General features: G+C 36.0%; 17 protein-coding genes. 2 read left to right on the top strand and 15 right to left on the bottom strand.

The features are described from left to right. Nucleotides 1-70 precede the first annotated feature (70 nt). Nucleotides 71-235: a FeoB-associated Cys-rich membrane protein gene (locus tag QZ136_RS12925; protein WP_291404268.1), complete on the top strand. Its 165-nt coding sequence runs from the start codon at nt 71-73 to the stop codon at nt 233-235. 3 nt (nt 236-238) lie between these two features. Here the strand turns inward: QZ136_RS12925 and ispF are convergent, their stop codons facing one another. Next, nucleotides 239-721: a 2-C-methyl-D-erythritol 2,4-cyclodiphosphate synthase gene (gene ispF / locus QZ136_RS12920; RefSeq protein WP_291404266.1), complete on the bottom strand. Its 483-nt coding sequence runs from the start codon at nt 719-721 to the stop codon at nt 239-241. A gap of 3 nt (nt 722-724) precedes the next feature. After that, nucleotides 725-1,879: a type IX secretion system outer membrane channel protein PorV gene (gene porV, locus QZ136_RS12915; RefSeq protein WP_291404263.1), complete on the bottom strand. Its 1,155-nt coding sequence runs from the start codon at nt 1,877-1,879 to the stop codon at nt 725-727. Nucleotides 1,880-2,293: 414 nt separating this feature from the next. Between porV and QZ136_RS12910 the strand changes: the two genes are divergently transcribed. Further along, on the top strand, nt 2,294-3,892 hold the full coding sequence (locus tag QZ136_RS12910; RefSeq protein ID WP_291404261.1) for an SUMF1/EgtB/PvdO family nonheme iron enzyme: 1,599 nt from the start codon (nt 2,294-2,296) through the stop codon (nt 3,890-3,892). A gap of 79 nt (nt 3,893-3,971) precedes the next feature. Here QZ136_RS12910 and QZ136_RS12905 read toward each other — a convergent pair whose 3' ends face one another. The 13 genes from QZ136_RS12905 to QZ136_RS12845 all read right to left on the bottom strand — a co-directional run bounded on the left by QZ136_RS12905 (nt 3,972) and on the right by QZ136_RS12845 (nt 16,626). Beyond that, nucleotides 3,972-4,649: a gluconate 2-dehydrogenase subunit 3 family protein gene (locus tag QZ136_RS12905; protein WP_291404259.1), complete on the bottom strand. Its 678-nt coding sequence runs from the start codon at nt 4,647-4,649 to the stop codon at nt 3,972-3,974. Between the two features lie 4 nt (nt 4,650-4,653). Beyond that, the gene (locus QZ136_RS12900) at nt 4,654-6,393 is read right to left on the bottom strand and encodes a GMC family oxidoreductase (RefSeq protein WP_291404257.1); all 1,740 of its coding nucleotides are present in this window, start codon (nt 6,391-6,393) and stop codon (nt 4,654-4,656) included. 111 nt (nt 6,394-6,504) lie between these two features. Beyond that, on the bottom strand, nt 6,505-7,005 hold the full coding sequence (locus tag QZ136_RS12895) for an acetyl-CoA carboxylase biotin carboxyl carrier protein subunit (RefSeq protein WP_291404255.1): 501 nt from the start codon (nt 7,003-7,005) through the stop codon (nt 6,505-6,507). 3 nt (nt 7,006-7,008) lie between these two features. Continuing rightward, the gene (locus tag QZ136_RS12890; RefSeq protein WP_291404253.1) at nt 7,009-7,674 is read right to left on the bottom strand and encodes a DUF4159 domain-containing protein; all 666 of its coding nucleotides are present in this window, start codon (nt 7,672-7,674) and stop codon (nt 7,009-7,011) included. Next, nucleotides 7,671-8,372 carry a 16S rRNA (uracil(1498)-N(3))-methyltransferase gene (locus QZ136_RS12885; protein WP_291404251.1) on the bottom strand — a complete coding sequence of 234 codons (702 nt, stop codon included), beginning with the start codon at nt 8,370-8,372 and terminating at the stop codon, nt 7,671-7,673. Before QZ136_RS12885 ends, QZ136_RS12890 begins: the two co-directional genes overlap by 4 nt. Nucleotides 8,373-8,389: 17 nt before the next feature. Next, nucleotides 8,390-9,709, bottom strand: a complete 1,320-nt coding sequence (locus QZ136_RS12880) for a hemolysin family protein (protein WP_291404249.1) — start codon at nt 9,707-9,709, stop codon at nt 8,390-8,392. A 4-nt stretch (nt 9,710-9,713) separates the two neighbouring features. Beyond that, entirely contained in the window at nt 9,714-10,256 is a 543-nt protein-coding gene (locus tag QZ136_RS12875) for an inorganic diphosphatase (RefSeq protein WP_291404247.1), read from the bottom strand. A 4-nt stretch (nt 10,257-10,260) separates the two neighbouring features. After that, on the bottom strand, nt 10,261-10,920 hold the full coding sequence (locus tag QZ136_RS12870) for a DedA family protein (protein WP_291404245.1): 660 nt from the start codon (nt 10,918-10,920) through the stop codon (nt 10,261-10,263). Between the two features lie 45 nt (nt 10,921-10,965). Next, nucleotides 10,966-12,345: an NADH-quinone oxidoreductase subunit N gene (locus QZ136_RS12865; protein WP_291404243.1), complete on the bottom strand. Its 1,380-nt coding sequence runs from the start codon at nt 12,343-12,345 to the stop codon at nt 10,966-10,968. 4 nt (nt 12,346-12,349) lie between these two features. Further along, entirely contained in the window at nt 12,350-13,813 is a 1,464-nt protein-coding gene (locus tag QZ136_RS12860; protein WP_291404241.1) for an NADH-quinone oxidoreductase subunit M, read from the bottom strand. Between the two features lie 23 nt (nt 13,814-13,836). After that, on the bottom strand, nt 13,837-15,744 hold the full coding sequence (gene nuoL, locus QZ136_RS12855) for an NADH-quinone oxidoreductase subunit L (RefSeq protein ID WP_291404239.1): 1,908 nt from the start codon (nt 15,742-15,744) through the stop codon (nt 13,837-13,839). A 46-nt stretch (nt 15,745-15,790) separates the two neighbouring features. Then, entirely contained in the window at nt 15,791-16,120 is a 330-nt protein-coding gene (nuoK, locus tag QZ136_RS12850; RefSeq protein WP_291404237.1) for an NADH-quinone oxidoreductase subunit NuoK, read from the bottom strand. 2 nt (nt 16,121-16,122) lie between these two features. After that, the gene (locus tag QZ136_RS12845) at nt 16,123-16,626 is read right to left on the bottom strand and encodes an NADH-quinone oxidoreductase subunit J (RefSeq protein WP_291404235.1); all 504 of its coding nucleotides are present in this window, start codon (nt 16,624-16,626) and stop codon (nt 16,123-16,125) included. Nucleotides 16,627-16,687: the final 61 nt, after the last annotated feature.

Genomic DNA, 16,687 nt, shown 5'->3' with positions numbered 1-16,687 from the left:
GAATGTCATTTGAGGAATTGAATTTACATCCCCCTGACCAATAATTTGCCAAAAAACTGTATTTTTGAATATGGACATTCAATTAATAGCGGTTATTGTTTTATTTGCTCTGGCTCTACTTTATGTGGGTAATTTGGCTTATAAAGGCATGAAAAGCAAGGCAGGATGTGCGAGTAATTGTGGTAAATGCACTGCCGACTTTAGTCAGGTAATGCCACAAGAAAAAAATAAATAGTTTTTAAGCCGACTTCTCAATTAGGCAAACAGCATAAGCCACTAATCCCTCTTTTCTACCAATAAAGCCCATTGTTTCATTTGTTGTTGCTTTGATAGAGATATCATCCTCACTAATACCTGCAGCTTGAGCGATATTAACCTTCATTTCGGGGATATGTGGATTTATTTTAGGAGCTTCCAAGCAGAGCATAGCATCAATATTTCCCACATTCCAGCCCTTTTGATTTAATAAAGAAACACATTCTTTAAGAAGAATTAGACTACTTATTCCTTTCCAGCGATCGTCGGTATTTGAAAAATGGAAACCAATATCACGTAAATTAGCTGCTCCAAGCAATGCATCGCAAATTGCGTGTACCAAAACATCCGCATCCGAATGCCCAAAAGCTCCTGAAGGATGATCCAATTTTACACCGCCTAAAATAAATGGGTGATTATCAACCAATTGATGTACATCAAACCCAAAGCCAACTCTGATTTTCATTATTTATTTTCCGAAATTAAACACCAATGAGAAGCGCAGTGTTTGCGCTAAGGGACTGGTCTGTTGATTTGCCAAGAGGTAGGCAATATCAAGATTAAATACATTATATTTCAAGCCTGCACCTAAGGTGAAATACCTTCTATCGCCCTTTGTTGGGGTCTCATAAAAATATCCAGAACGAAGAGCGAATTGTTTATTATACCAATATTCCATTCCGAAGGAATAACTAATTTCACTCAATTCTTCAGAAAAACCACCAGGTGCATCATTAAAAGAGCCGAAAATAGCAGATGGAACCGACCGATCAGGATCTTTACCACTAATAATCCTACCATTTGCATCTCTAATTGGATTGGTAGGCACCAAAAGTTTATTCAAATCAAGAGCAAAGGTTAGGGTACTCAAATCATCTAACATAAAAGTTGAAGCACCTCCAATTTTCATATTAGTGGGAAGAAAAGATTTTGTGCCATTATCAGAGTAGCTCATCTTGGAGCCTATATTTGAAATATTTATTCCTAAAGCAAGCTCAGCATCGGTTCCAAAAATCACTGTTCCTTCTTTATAATATGCAGAAGCATCTGCAGCAAGTGCTGTGGCGGCTTGTATCTCCTGACCATTGAATTGACCATTACTCAAGCTTGACCTAATGTATCTAATTGATGAACCCATTGAGAAATTATCGCCAAATTTTCTTGCGTAGGTGCCTTCTATAGAAAACTCATTGGGACTGTACACACCAATATCATTCTGGCTATTATCAGTAAGTTGAATAGAGCCATAAGAAAAATAGCGCAAAGCACCGCCGATAGTATTTCGACTATCTAAGCGATGGTAAAGTGTTAGATATCCCAAATCAACATCTGGCACCAAATTTCTTAACCATGGTGTGTATGAAGCAGATATCCCAGTTGGCTTAGTTAGAAAAGCTAATTTAGCAGGATTCCAATGCAATGAATTTGCATCAGGCGAAATTGCAACTCCAGCATCACCCATTGCCCCAGATCTAGCGTCGGGAGTGATAAGTAAAAAAGGAGCAGCCGTTTTTATTGTATTTATACGTTTCCCATCGCTTTGCGTAGTTTGTGCCACAAGCAAAACAGGGAATCCGAGGGTAAATGCAAATAAAGAATTAAAAAACGAACGCTTTTTGATCATTATTGTAAAAAAATCAAGCAAATCTAAAATTCTTGTGTTTTAAATATAAGCAATAATAAGCATATATTTAATATGAAAACGATTAAAATGAACGCTTTGCTGTTTTAAATAATATATATTTTTAAAAAAAATGTCTTATTCAGAAATTTATTATAGTTAATTATCAAATATCCGACCATAAATATAAATATTAGCGTAAAATGCGGCGGATTTATTTTTGATGGAAAATTAATATAATAATGGTGAATTAGAGACGTTTATTGCAATAATTAAATAAAAGAAATAAATTTTTATCATATTAATAACCATTGTTAACTCGCCTAAAAGCCACCATAAAGCGATATGAAAAAAATCCATTGGTGGTATTAAGCAATTTTGTATTTTAGCAAATTATTGCTCCAATTACTGAAATCAATGAAAAGAATTACAATATACTTTACAGCGGGATTATTTCTACTCGGAATAGCAACATCCTGTAAAAAAACTACGAGTTCATCTTCCTCAAAAACTGGCATGGCTTATAACAATAAGTACAATGGAGGTTTTGAAGTTAATAACAAAGTTAAGGCTGGTCCCGGACCAGGATTAATTGCCATCGAAGGTGGAACTTTCGTTATGGGTGGTAGTCTAAACCAAGATTTAGGTTATGAATTTGACAATGTTCGCCGCAGGGTAACTGTTGCTTCATTCTACATGGATGAAACGGAGGTAGCTAATGTTGACTGGCTAGAATACTTACACTGGATTAAGCGTACTTATCCAACTGATGCAGAATATTATTATAATGCACTTCCAGATACACTTGTTTGGAGACAGCCTCTTTCTTATAATGAACCATACGTAAATAATTATCTAAGACATCCTGCATTTCAGGATTATCCAGTTGTTGGCGTAAGTTGGGAGCAAGCAAATGATTATTGTGTTTGGCGTACAGATCGTGTAAATGAAGAGATTTTAAGAAGAGGTGGTTATTTATTGGATTACAAAACTCTTGCAGGTGGTGGAAAAGGAGGAGCTCCAGCAGCAACTACTACTGCAAAGGATCCATTTAACACAGACATTTATTTAAATGGTCAATTCCGTGGTGAGGGTATCGACGGAAAAAAAATGAAAAAAGATCTAAATCCTAATTCGGCAGCAGCTGGAACTGCTACCACTGGAAAAGGTGGTCCTGTTAGACCTGTTCGTTTAGAAGATGGAATCTTAAAACAACCTTATCGCTTACCAACAGAAGCTGAATGGGAATATGCTGCATTATCTCTTGCAGGTAATACTGAATATGAAAATATTGCTGATGGTAAAATTTATCCTTGGAATGGTTTAGGTGTTCGTTCTCCAAAGAAACGTACTCAGGGTATGATCTACGCAAACTTTAAGCGTGGCGATGGTGATAATATGGGTACCGGTGGATACTTGAATGATAAGGCTGATATTACTGCTCCTGTAAGATATTATATTCCTAATGATTTCGGACTTTATAACATGGCTGGTAACGTAAGTGAGTGGACTGCCGATGTTTACAGAAAATTAAGCTTTGAAGATTTCGCTGATTTTAACCCTTACCGTGGAAATGAATTTGTTAACAAGCGTTTAACTGATAAGCAAAAAGGTCTTTATGCGAAAGATAAATATGGCCGTCCGATTAAAGATCCAGCACCATCTTCTAAGAAACAAACATGGGCTGAATTACAAGGCAAGGGTACCAAAGCTGATTCATCAGCCCTTTCAGGAAAACCATATAAGCCTGATTTTAGAGGATTTAAAGACACGGTTAACGCAAATCTTTATGGAATTACAAGCCTTGTAAACGATCGTTCACGTGTTTATAAAGGTGGTTCATGGAATGACAGAGCATACTGGTTAAATCCTGCAACAAGAAGATTCATGCAACAGGATGAAGGTAGTGCAGAAATTGGATTCCGCGCTGCAATGACATTGGTAGGATCTCCTGAAATTAACCCTCAAGGGAAACCTCAATTCCCTAAATATAAGTCGAAAGCTAAGGCTAAATAAAAAATTTAAAGACATAAAAAAACACCTTTATATTTGATATAAAGGTGTTTTTTGTTTTGTAGCAATTAGTCAAAATTGATTAACTATCCCAAGTCATAATTTTGCCACGATCTTCCATTTTTAGGCATTCATCTAAAGTCTTTTGATCGTATTCTAAACCAAACTGCTTTAAAACCTTGTCCGGAACACCGTCCCATGCATTGGGCTGATTTCCTTTGTAAGCCATATCTGCGATACCTTCCTTACTTGTAAAGAATCCAGTAGCAGTCAAATTACGCATAGTATTAAAGAAGCTTACCCCTGCAGAATTTTCAGGAGCGGCCTTTTCAGGAAATGCAATTAATTCTACTAATTCAATTTGCTGTTCTTTGCTTGCATCGGCAAAGGATTTCTTAAAAAGCTTAAGCGATTTAACATCAAGCCATTTTAATCCGCCACGCATTGGAAGCTGATACCTCGGTTGATCTTTAACAATAAATTCAATGAACTCAGGAACCTTTGCATCACTGGCACTCCCTGAATTTTCATCCTTAGGAATGATAATATCGGCCAAAATAGTGATTGTACTAAGCTCTGCCGCAGTGAAGAATGTCTCAGACATCAACTTCTCATCAATCAGTTTCTCTTCAGGCGTTCTACCATATACACCGGCTTTGCCTTTGCTCGCGTCATCTTTTTTATCACATGAAGTGGCTAAAATTGTACCTACACTAACCGTTCCTACAGCTAATGCTTTGAGTGAGTCTCTTCTATTCATCTGATTAAATATTTTGTTTTTTTAACTGATCAACGATGTATTCTGATGCGCGCATAGATAGGGCTAGGATGGTCCATGTAGGATTTTTATCCGCCTGAGAAACAAATGCACCACCATCAACCACAAATAGGTTTTTTACATCATGAGCTTGATTATACTTGTTTAATACTGAAGTATTACGATCATTTCCCATACGGGTAGTACCTACCTCATGTATGATTCTACCTGGTGTTTCTAGTCCGTATTTACGATCCTCACCAGGTTTATCACCACTTGCAACGCCACCCATAGCATGAATAAGTTCTTCGAAGGTATCTTGCATGTGCTTAGCTTGCTTGATCTCTTGATCAGTCCAGTTATAATTGAACTTTAAAACAGGAATACCATATTTATCAACTACTCCTGGATCAATTTCACAATAGTTTTCAATTCTAGGAATACTTTCACCTCTACCCGCAAAACCAACAGTTGAACCATAGTATCTACGGTAATCATCTTTAAGAGATGCTCCATAACCCCCCGCCGACTTCATTTTACCGTCTTTGCCTGGGAATTTACCATTTCTTTTCTCCATTCCGAAGCCGAAACCATAAGAAGGCATATCCATACCACCCCAGAACTCTATGTGATAACCTCTAGCAAAATCTAGTTTCTTGTTATCAAGCCACCAAGGGATATATAAATGTAATCCACCAACCCCATCTTCATTATAACGTTCTCTATCCATCAACTGCGGAATGAAAGCACCTCTAGAAGAACCAGTTGAGTCATGTAAGTATTTACCTACCATTCCACTTGAATTGGCCAAACCATTAGGATGGGCTGAAGATTTCGAATTCAACAGTAAACGTGCTGATTCACAAGCGCTTGCAGCTAAAACTACCACCTTTGCATTTACCTGATATTCTTGCATATCAGTTTTATCAACATAAGAAACACCTGTTGCAAGTCCTTCTTTATTCGTTAAAACCTCACGTGCCATGGCATTTACATAAACATCTGCATTGCCACTCTTACGTGCTGGTTTAACCAAACAGGTTGAAGAAGAAAAATCAGCATGTACTGAGCAACCACGATTACATTGATTACAGAAGAAACAAGTTCCACGATCTTTATTGATGGGTCTAGTTAATATGGATAAACGGGAAGGAATAACAGGAATATTGATACTAGTTGCTGCCTTTTTTACCATAAGCTCATGAAGCCTAGGTTTTGGAGGAGGAAGAAAATAACCATCTGGTTCATTATAAATTCCTTCTTTAGTCCCAAAAACACCTATCATTTTGTCTACACGGTCATAGTATGGCTTTACATCATCGTATCCAATTGGCCAATTATCGCCCAAGCCATCCATATCTTTACGCCTAAAGTCATTAGGTCCAAATCTTAGAGATATTCTTCCCCAATGGTTAGTACGACCTCCAAGCATTCTGGATCTAAACCAATCGAATTGTGAACCTTCATTTTGAGTATAAGGCTCACCTTCAATTTCCCAACCTCCATATGCTGCGTCAAAATCGCCAAAAGCACGGTTTGTGCTAGCACCTCTTCTAGGCGATTCATAAGGCCATTTGAGTTGTGTTTGTTGTTCTGGATTAGCAGGATCATAATCAGGACCTGCTTCAAGTAATGCGACTTTTAAACCTGCCTCTGTTAGGATTTTCGCCGCCATTCCCCCACCTGCACCTGAACCTACAATACAGACATCGTATAATTCGCCTTTAGTTTTAATTTCTATAGCCATTAGATATTATTGTTTATACTTATCACAAAAAGATTTATGAAAATAAACAATATTTATTTACCTAAAGAAATTATAGGAGAGGAATATCTAATTATTATTGAAAATTATTAATCAGGAAAACACCATCAGCAATTGGTTCTTTTCGACCTTATCACCAGCATTAACTTTTAAAGACTTTACAACAACATCTGCGGGGGCTTTGATAATGTTTTCCATTTTCATAGCCTCTAAAATTAATAGGTTTCCGCCCTTTTTTATTTCTTCTCCCTCAGCTGCCAGAACTTTCAAAACTAAACCAGGCATAGGTGCCTTTAATTCTGCAATTTTAGTGCTGTTTAAATTATCCATACCCAATTGATGCAACAGTTCATCAAATTGATCGCTCATTTGCATAGGATAAATATTAGTTCCTACTTTCACGCTACATGTTTTTGCAGCTTTATCATAATCGATAAGCTCAGCATAGTAGGATTTATCATTATAAATTACATGAAAAGATCGATCACTAACTTTCAAAATATCTCCTTGAAAAGAAAGGCCATTAATTAATGTCTGATTTTTTTCTGTTGAAATCTCAAAATTGAACTTATTATTAACCTTTACCTTAAGCATAATTTATTGAGTTAGTGCATACTGAATTAAATTGGATCCCATTTGAAGTGCCCTTTGTCTAGTTGCTTCAGAATCACTAGGATATGTACCTGCGTCTTCCCAACCATTCCCAAGATCACTTTCATAAGTATAGTAACATACGAGCCTTCCCTTATAAATTAATCCTAATCCTAAAGCTCGATTACCATCATGCTCATGTATTTTAGGAAGTCCCAATGGGAATTTAAACTTTTGATTATAAATAGGATGTTGTACAGGTAATTCTACGAAGTCGAGCTCAGGGAAAACTAATTTCATTTGAGGTCTTATAAATTTATCCAATCCATAGTTATCGTCAATATGTAGAAAGCCTCCTCCCATTAAATATTTACGTAAATTTTTGGCTTCCTGATCAGAAAATTTAATGTTTCCATGGCCTGTTAAGTACACAAATGGGTAGTTAAATATATCAGAACTCCCAGCCTCAACTATTGCTTCCTCTTGATCAAAATTTGTCCCGAGATTTTTATTGCAAAACCTAATCAAGTTTGTAAGTGCTGTCCGGTTAGCATACCAATCGCCCCCACCATTATACTTTAATTTAGCGATTTTATAGGAAGGCGCATTGATTGAGAATCCCACCAAGAGAAAAAATAGAAATACTAAGCCAGCGCTTAATAGATTTTTCATCTGTTTAAAAAATTAATTTCAAAACAGGCCTCTAAAGCTGCAGTTTCGGTTCTAAGCCTCGACTCTCCTAAACTAATGGGTATATAATTATTGTTTACGGCGGCTTCGAGCTCTTGGAAGGTAAAATCGCCTTCGGGACCGATTATAACTAGATAATTTCCATTGGGGATGAGTTGCTCTTTAATTGCAACTTTACCTTCATCCATACAATGAGCAATAAACTTTTGGGTATTTGTGTTTTTGCTTATAAAATCGCTGAAGCGAATGGCTTCATTTAATTTGGGATGAAAAGCCTTGATCGATTGCTTTACAGCAGAGGTAATTACTTTATTTAAACGTTCAGTCTTTAATTCTTTTCTTTCTGAGCGATCACAAATTATAGGGGTAATTTCATCAATTCCGATCTCGGTAGCTTTTTCTAGGAACCACTCTATGCGTTCAATATTTTTTGTTGGCGCAATGGCGATATGTAAATAATGATTTCGCTTAGCAAAGTTTTCAATCTTCTTAACAATTTTAAGCTTCGTTCTTTTTGGATGAGGATCTTCAATGATAGCATCATAAAAACCACCAATACCATCAACTAAATGGAGTAAACTTCCTGCATCAAGCCTTAAGACTTTTATACAATGCTTACTTTCTTCTTCACTAAGAATTAGGGTATTTGAATTGATATCGGGTGTATAGAAAATATGCATAATCCGATCTCCCTTTTTTAGCGTAAATCTACTGCATCCTCATTATTAATGACCAATTCAAGTTTAACAGATTCAACATTCTGATCTGCTTTTTTAAGAATCGTTAGCGTATAACCATTAAAATCACTCACTTCCCCAACTTCCGGAATTTTACCGAAAATTTCACTTACCAAGCCTGCAACGGTGTCATAATCACCATCTTCAGGTAAATCATGTGGTAGATATTCGTTTACATCATAAATTGAAGCGGTAGCATCAATGATGAATTCATTGTCTGATAATTTTTCAACAATTGGCTTTTCTTCATCGTATTCATCTTGAATCTCACCAACCAATTCTTCAACAATATCTTCCAAAGTAACCATACCGGCAGTCCCACCAAATTCGTCAAGCACAATAGCAATTTGAATTCGCTTTAGCTGAAGCTCGCTCAAAAGATCATTAATCTTTTTAGTTTCAGGAATAAAATAGGGTTTACGGATAATATCTTTAAGTATACATTCTTTATTATCTGCTAAAAGAGGAAGAATATCTTTAGCATGAACAATACCTACAATTTTATCAATAGTTTCATCATAAACAGGTATTCTAGAATAGCCCTCATGAATAATAACTTCTAACAATTCTTTATGAGGTGTATTTAATTCAATCCCAGATATTTTAGTCCGAGGCACCATAATATTTTTTACAACACGCTCATTAAAATCGAACACATTTTTAATAAGTTCATGCTCATTGGTTTCGAGCGCACCACTTTCTTTACCTTGATCAAGCAGATATTGTAATTCTTCAGAACTATGATGAGCTTCATGACCACCAACTGAACTGATTCCTAACATTTTCAAAATGAAATTTGCAAAGCCATTTAATAACCATATAAAAGGCCTGAAAAGCAAATAGAAAAAGTGCAAGGGAAGCGCAATACCCATGGTTGTACCAATCGGGCGTTGAATTGCCAAAGATTTAGGGGCAAGTTCACCAAAGACAATATGTAAAACTGTAATAATGGCAAATGCAAGCACATGGCCGATATTTGTAGCCACTGCCGACGACATGTCTACTTGAATAAAGTTAAAGAATCGACTTACTAAATCGGTCATTACTGCTTCACCTACCCAACCTAGACCTAGCGATGCCAAAGTTATACCTAATTGAGTAGCAGCCAGGTAACCATCAAGATGCTGAGTCATGTGCTTAGCAATTTTTGCTACACGACTACCTGTTTTAGCTTTAATTTCAATTTGAGATGCTCTAACTTTTACCAGAGCAAATTCGGCCGCAACGAAAAAACCGTTAAGAAAAACAAGAAAAAATGTTAAAAATAAAGAGAGACCCATAATTTTATAAATTTACGAAAGTGGTCTTATATAATTCTAAACTTTCTTTTATTACCTTATAAGCATAATTTTTGCCTAATAAATGCTCAATACTTACATTTTTACGCTCCAAAGCCTTATAATCTTGAAAAAAACGAACAATCTCAGTCATGGTGTGGGGAGGAAGTTCTTTTAAATCTTCAATATAATTGACTGACATATCATTTTTCGCAACAGCTATAATTTTATCATCTTGCTCACCATTATCAACCATGTGCATCACGCCAACTACTTTAGCTTCCACAATCGACATAGGGTAAACATCTACTGAGCATAGAACTAAAATATCTAATGGATCTTTATCATCACAATAAGTTTGTGGAATAAAGCCGTAATTAGCTGGATACATCACTGATGAAAATAACACACGATCAAGCTTAATAAGACCTGAATCTTTATCAATTTCATACTTTGCTTTTGATCCTTTAGGGATTTCAATAATTGCATTTACAGTGGAAGGGATATCTTCACCAGGAGAAACGCTATGCCAGGGGTGGTCTTTATTCATATTTTTAGAAATTGGATTCTTCTTCATTGCCTCTATTTCCTCCAATTTTCCTCTTTAAATAGGTAATAACAAGTGGAATAGTAGTAATCAATATGAAACCAACAATGATATATAACAAGTAATCATTGATTTCTTTTTCAAAACTTCTACCAAGAAAGAATCCCAGCAAAGTTAAGGATGTAATCCATAGAAATGCACCAGAAATATTATAAAATGCAAATTTTTTAAAATCGAGCTTAACAATACCTGCAATTATTGGAGCAAATGTTCGTACAATTGGAATAAATCGTCCCATTATCAAAGCAAAAGCACCTTGTTTCCTATAATACTCTTCAGCTGCTTTGAGATATTTCTTTTTAAAGAAAAAAGTATCTTCTCTTTGATACAGAACAGGCCCTGTTTTTTTACCAAACCAGTAACCTACAAAATTTCCAGCTATAGCCGCCCCCATTAAACCAACTAGCAACACATAAATAGAAACATCCAATTTGCCAGTTGCAACAAACATGCCAGCAAGAAATAAAAGATAATCACCAGGTAGGAAAAAACCGAAAAATAAACCGGTTTCAGCAAAAACAACAAAAAGAAGCAGATAAAATCCACCCTCTCTCAGTAATTTTACTGGATCAATAAGATGTTGTAAATAATCCCAAATCTCTTGCATAAGTTCGATATGCGTAAAGCTACAATATTTATAGAATATTTTAGCCTAGAAAAGGTTGGATATAATACTAGGATAAATTCCAACGATTATTGTTAGCAAGGCCGAAACACCTAATACAAAATTAAAGTAGGCTGAGGATTGAAGTTCTTTTGGCTCTGCCGGCTTAAAATACATGGCTACAATAACTTTTAGATAGTAGAAAATACCTATCACTGCATTTACCACTGCCAATACCACCATAATCATATGATATTCAGTAAGAGCGGTTGAAAACATCATGAACTTTCCAATAAATCCGGCAGTCAGAGGAATTCCTGCAAGAGAAAGCATAGCCACTGTAAGCGTAAAAGCAATAAAAGGATTAGTTCGTGCGAGTCCGTTGAAACTATCAAAATTATCAGATCCGGTTTGGCGTTTTACTAAGATCAATACTGCAAATGCAATAATTGAAGCCACAGAATAAGCACTCGCATAAACAAAAACCGAATTCTCTGAAAGTGGGCCTAATGCAACAATTGCAAAGAGCATATATCCTGCATGGGAAATACTTGAATAGGCAAGCATTCTTTTAAAGCTATGCTGATAAAGGGCAGTAACATTACCTATGAATAGTGTAAGAACAGAAATTACCATTAATACAGGCATCCAAAAATCATGCAATGGCGCAAAACAAACTATGAACAATCTTAAAAATGCTGCAAATCCTGCTGTTTTAACAACAGTGCTCATAAAGGCAGTAATTAGAGTTGGTGATCCTTCATACACATCTGGTGTCCAGAAATGGAACGGAGCAGCACCAATCTTAAAGCTTAAACCGATAATCATTAAAGTTAATCCACTATAAAAAAGAGGTGAAATACCTGAAGGATTAGTAATTACATATTCTTTAATTAAGCCTAAATCAAAAGTGGCACTTGCACCATAAATAAAGGCAATACCCAATAATAAAAATCCTGTAGAGAATGCTCCCATAAGGAAATATTTCAATGCGGCTTCATTGGATTTAAAATCTTGCTTACGGATACCTGCAAGGATATAAAGACTCACAGACATGATTTCAATTCCGATAAAAAGCATGGATAGATTATGGAAAGAAACCATAATCAAGATACCAATTAATGCAAACAGTATTATGGTGTAATATTCAGCAACATGCTCACTAATTTGTTCAAAATAATCTTTTGAAATCAGTAAGATAAGCATGGTTGAAACTATGCAAATCGATGAAAATGCAACTGCAAAATTATCGAATAGCATCATGCCGCTATAAATTGGCGATGCACCAGAATTCCATTCTAAAATACTCAAAACCAAGGCTCCTGCTAGTCCCAATAAAGTAACAGGCAATAAAGCATTTTTTGCCTTATACAAACCTAGGTAAAGAACCACAATGGCTAAAACAGATAGGGTTATTAATGCGTTCATGCTTTTATTTAACTAAAATCTTTTGATTAACCTGTTCAATCAGGTTGATTACTGCAGCTTCTGAAATATTCAGAATCGGTTGCGGATATACTCCTATTAAAATTATAAAGGCTGAAATAATCAGCAAAACAAACTTTTCAGTCCAGTCAATATCACCAAAGTTAGCTGTACTTGTATTTACCTCACCCAGCATCACTCTTTGATACATTCTTAGCATGTAAACCGCACCAAAAATGATGGTCAAACCAGCAATTGCGGCATACCAAATATTGTAATTATAGACTCCCATCAGGAGTAAAAACTCGCCCACAAATCCGTTTGTTAATGGAAGAGCGACAGTCCCGAGTAAAACAATTAAAAATCCAATAGCGAGCATAGGAGCAGGTTTTGCAATGCCACCCATTTGACCCAAATCGCGCGTATTTAATCTACGGATAATGATATCAGCAATAAAAAACATCCCAACAACATTAATACCGTGATTAAGCATTTGTATCATTGCGCCTTGCAAACCTTGCAAATTCCAAGCAAAAATACCCGCAGAGATTAGTCCTACGTGTGCAATAGACGAATAAGCGATTAATCGTTTGATATCGTTTTGGGTAAAAGCAATAATGGAAGCATAAACAACTCCTATTATGGATAGAATCATGGCAGTCTCACCCCAAGCATCAAAACCTAGCGGAGCAATTGGAATTAACCAACGAATTACTCCATAAATTCCCATTTTAAGCATGATCCCTGAAAGAAGCATCGTTCCAGCGGTTGGGGCTTCAGTATAGGTATCAGGCTGCCAAGTATGGAATGGGAACACTGGCATTTTAATAGCAAAAGCAATGAAAAAGGCCCAAAATATCCATCCCTGCGTAGTTGCATCCAGATTTAACTTATAAAACTCAGCAATATCATAGCTATTTCCAGGGGTCTGTAGATGCAGGTAAATAATAGCCAATAACATCAATAAACTACCCGCGATAGTATAGATAAAGAACTTTAAATTAACCTTAATACGATTTTCACCACCCCAAAGTGCACAGATAAAGTATACAGGAATCAAGGCAATTTCCCATCCCACATAGAAAAGGAACGCGTCAAGAGCTGTAAAAACAAGAAGCAAACCGCTTTGCATGAAGAATATCAATGCATAAAACGCATTTTGATTTTTAATATCCTGTTTGAAGCTTGATAAAACTATAATTGGTATTAAAAGATTGGTTAAAAGCAATAAAACCATGCTAATACCATCCACACCCGCCTTAAACTGTATTCCAAACTGAGGTATCCATGCCAAATTAACTAGGAATTGTGTTGTAGCATCTGACTTGAAATTCAATAGCATGTACACCGTAACTAGCAAGGATACCAAAGAGAATGCTCCCGAAAGACCTCTCACAATGCTTTTTCCTGACACAAGAACAATCAGTGCAGCAATTATTGGAATAAAAATCTGTAATAGTAAAATTTCCATTTATCTCGTTCTACTCCTTAATATTAAATTTTGTACATACTGTAAAACAATAATGCAAGTATGCCGGCAACCATCATGAAGATATAAAAACCTACCATACCTGTTTGAAGCAATCTAAATCCTTTACTTGATTCTATTGCACCTTTACCTAAACCATTAACAATACCATCAATTCCTAGCTTATCAATAGTTCTGAAGAAGAATCCTGATAATGCGTCGAGCGGACGAGTAATTAAAGAATTATAAAGTTCATCGATAAAGAATTTATTATAGGATAAACGGGCAAGCGTACCACGTTCAACACGATCTTCAGCTGGGATATGCGATTGCTTCACATAACGAGTATAGGCATAAATCATAGCGATTAATGCTCCACCAACTGAAACACCCATTAAAATATATTCTGTTGTATGATCTAAAGCAAGTGTAGCTGATTTAGATGCAGAGACCGCAAAAACAGGCGCAAGGAAGCTTTCAAGCCAATGACCACCTCCCAATACTGCCGGTATGCCGATAATGCCACCTAGAGCAGATAATACGGCTAGGACAATCAATGGAATCGTCATGCTTGCCGGAGATTCATGTAAATGATGCTCCTGATCGCTTGTCCCACGGAAATTACCACTAAAAGTAAGATACATCATTCGGAACATGTAGAATGAAGTAAACATGGCGCCAATTACGGCAATGCCCCAAAATATTTTATTATGCTCGTACACATGAGCTAAAATTTCGTCTTTAGAGAAAAACCCAGAAAATGGAGGTAATCCAGCAATTGCTATAGTACCTATCATCATGGTTAAGAAGGTAATAGGCAATTTCTTTTTCAATCCGCCCATATTCCTCATATCCTGCTCATTACTCATTGCATGAATTACTGATCCTGCACCCAAGAAAAGTAAGGCTTTAAAAAATGCATGGGTAATTACATGGAAAAATGCGCCAGTATAAGCTCCCACACCAAGTCCTAAAAACATATAACCTAGTTGAGATACTGTAGAATAAGCCAATACTTTCTTAATATCAGTTTGTGAAACTGCAATTGCCGCAGCCAAAAATAAGGTTGCAAGTCCTACGATTGACACCACAGCCAAAGTTTCAGGAGCCAGGGTAAATAGAATGTTTGATCTTGCAATCATGTAAATACCTGCAGTAACCATGGTTGCTGCGTGAATTAATGCAGAAACAGGGGTTGGCCCCGCCATTGCATCAGGTAACCAGGTAAATAGTGGAATTTGAGCCGATTTACCTATTGCACCTACAAATAATAGGGCAGTAATTAATATCAACATGGAATCGCCCGAAGCCATATTGGCTGCCAGTGGAAATACTTGAGCAAATTCAACACTATTAAAGGTTGTAAAGATCAAAAATACGGCTATTAGGAAACCTAAATCACCTATTCGATTCATGATAAATGCCTTTTTTGCTGCGCTAGCGTAAGATGGATTTGTAAACCAAAAACCGATGAGTAGGTAAGAACATAAACCAACACCTTCCCAGCCTATGAACATGACTACATAATTGGAGCCTAGGACTAATAAAAGCATGAAGAAGATGAACAAGTTTAAATAGGCAAAGAATTTACCAAAACCTGAATCATGGTGCATATATCCTACAGAATATAGGTGAATCAAAAAGCCAATACCTGTAATTATTAAGAGCATAAGTGCACTCAATGGATCGATAAGGAAAGAGAATGGAATTTTAACTGCCCCAGCACTTATCCAATCAAAAATTGGTATGATGAATGATTTTGTTTCGGATGCGCTGAGTTCAAAAAACACACCTAAGCTGACGGCAAAAGATGCCAGAACAGTCAGACACCCAACAAATGCCACTACAGACTTAGATAATGTATTACGACCTAAGCCATTAACAAGGAAACCTAAGAGTGGGAATAATGGAATTAACCAGACTAAATTTATCATTATTTTATTCTTTTTGACCTATTCGAAAACGATTGATCTTGCTTTATTACCACTTTAATTTATTCAAAATATTAACATCGGTAGAATTTGTATTTCGGTAGATCATAACAATGATTGCCAAACCAATTGCAACTTCGGCCGCGGCCAAAGCCATAATAAAAAATACAAATACTTGTCCCGAAGGATCATTATGATGCACAGAAAATGCTGTGAGCAATAAGTTTACTGCATTGAGCATTAATTCGACAGACATAAAAATCACAATTGCATTTCTTCGTATCATTACTCCAATCACCCCGATTGAGAAAATAATAATACTTAATAAGATATAATGATTTAGAGGTACACCCTGAAGTGCTTGTGTTACGTTTTCCATTCTTATACCTGTTTAATATCCCTTTTAGCCAATAGAACTGAGCCTACCATTGCAGATAACAATAAAATAGAGGAAAGCTCAAAAGGAAGTAAAAATTTACTGAAAAGCACCTTCCCAAGATTTTTAACTAAACCTAAATCCTGAGTTTGAAGTACCAATGGTTCAGATGCATTTAATACTCTGGCTGAACCTACTAATGTAATTATCAAACACATTCCTCCAATTACACCAATCATTTTTAACAAATTCGATTTTGAGCCAATAGAGCCCTCATTCAAATTAAGTAACATCAATACAAAAAGGAATAGCACCATAATTGCACCCATGTAAACTATAAAATTCACGATAGCCAAAAATTGTGCATTCAAAAGAATGTAATGAATAGTGAATGTAAAAAATGTGACAATGAGATAAAGCACACTATGTACCGGATTCTTCGCAAAAATCACTAGAAGTGCGAAGAATATGGACAGGAAAGCAACAAAATAAAATAGAGATATACTCATTAATAAGGTATTTTAATCTTTAACCCAATATGGGGCAAAGGTATAATTTCTGCCGAATTAT

Origin of the sequence: Daejeonella sp., assembly GCF_017495225.1 — a bacterium.
GTDB lineage: Bacteria > Bacteroidota > Bacteroidia > Sphingobacteriales > Sphingobacteriaceae > Daejeonella.
The sequence above is the reverse complement of the archived record's forward strand: the minus strand, read 5'-3'. Positions and strand labels throughout refer to the sequence as shown.

Excerpts from the sequence above, each read along its gene's own strand:
- QZ136_RS12925 (WP_291404268.1), top strand. The coding sequence starts at position 71 with ATGGACATTCAATTAATAGCGGTTATTGTTTTATTTGCTCTGGCTCTA.
- ispF (WP_291404266.1), bottom strand. The coding sequence starts at position 721 with ATGAAAATCAGAGTTGGCTTTGGGTTTGATGTACATCAATTGGTTGAT.
- porV (WP_291404263.1), bottom strand. The coding sequence starts at position 1,879 with ATGATCAAAAAGCGTTCGTTTTTTAATTCTTTATTTGCATTTACCCTC.
- QZ136_RS12910 (WP_291404261.1), top strand. The coding sequence starts at position 2,294 with ATGAAAAGAATTACAATATACTTTACAGCGGGATTATTTCTACTCGGA.
- QZ136_RS12905 (WP_291404259.1), bottom strand. The coding sequence starts at position 4,649 with ATGAATAGAAGAGACTCACTCAAAGCATTAGCTGTAGGAACGGTTAGT.
- QZ136_RS12900 (WP_291404257.1), bottom strand. The coding sequence starts at position 6,393 with ATGGCTATAGAAATTAAAACTAAAGGCGAATTATACGATGTCTGTATT.
- QZ136_RS12895 (WP_291404255.1), bottom strand. The coding sequence starts at position 7,005 with ATGCTTAAGGTAAAGGTTAATAATAAGTTCAATTTTGAGATTTCAACA.
- QZ136_RS12890 (WP_291404253.1), bottom strand. The coding sequence starts at position 7,674 with ATGAAAAATCTATTAAGCGCTGGCTTAGTATTTCTATTTTTTCTCTTG.
- QZ136_RS12885 (WP_291404251.1), bottom strand. The coding sequence starts at position 8,372 with ATGCATATTTTCTATACACCCGATATCAATTCAAATACCCTAATTCTT.
- QZ136_RS12880 (WP_291404249.1), bottom strand. The coding sequence starts at position 9,709 with ATGGGTCTCTCTTTATTTTTAACATTTTTTCTTGTTTTTCTTAACGGT.
- QZ136_RS12875 (WP_291404247.1), bottom strand. The coding sequence starts at position 10,256 with ATGAATAAAGACCACCCCTGGCATAGCGTTTCTCCTGGTGAAGATATC.
- QZ136_RS12870 (WP_291404245.1), bottom strand. The coding sequence starts at position 10,920 with ATGCAAGAGATTTGGGATTATTTACAACATCTTATTGATCCAGTAAAA.
- QZ136_RS12865 (WP_291404243.1), bottom strand. The coding sequence starts at position 12,345 with ATGAACGCATTAATAACCCTATCTGTTTTAGCCATTGTGGTTCTTTAC.
- QZ136_RS12860 (WP_291404241.1), bottom strand. The coding sequence starts at position 13,813 with ATGGAAATTTTACTATTACAGATTTTTATTCCAATAATTGCTGCACTG.
- nuoL (WP_291404239.1), bottom strand. The coding sequence starts at position 15,744 with ATGATAAATTTAGTCTGGTTAATTCCATTATTCCCACTCTTAGGTTTC.
- nuoK (WP_291404237.1), bottom strand. The coding sequence starts at position 16,120 with ATGGAAAACGTAACACAAGCACTTCAGGGTGTACCTCTAAATCATTAT.
- QZ136_RS12845 (WP_291404235.1), bottom strand. The coding sequence starts at position 16,626 with ATGAGTATATCTCTATTTTATTTTGTTGCTTTCCTGTCCATATTCTTC.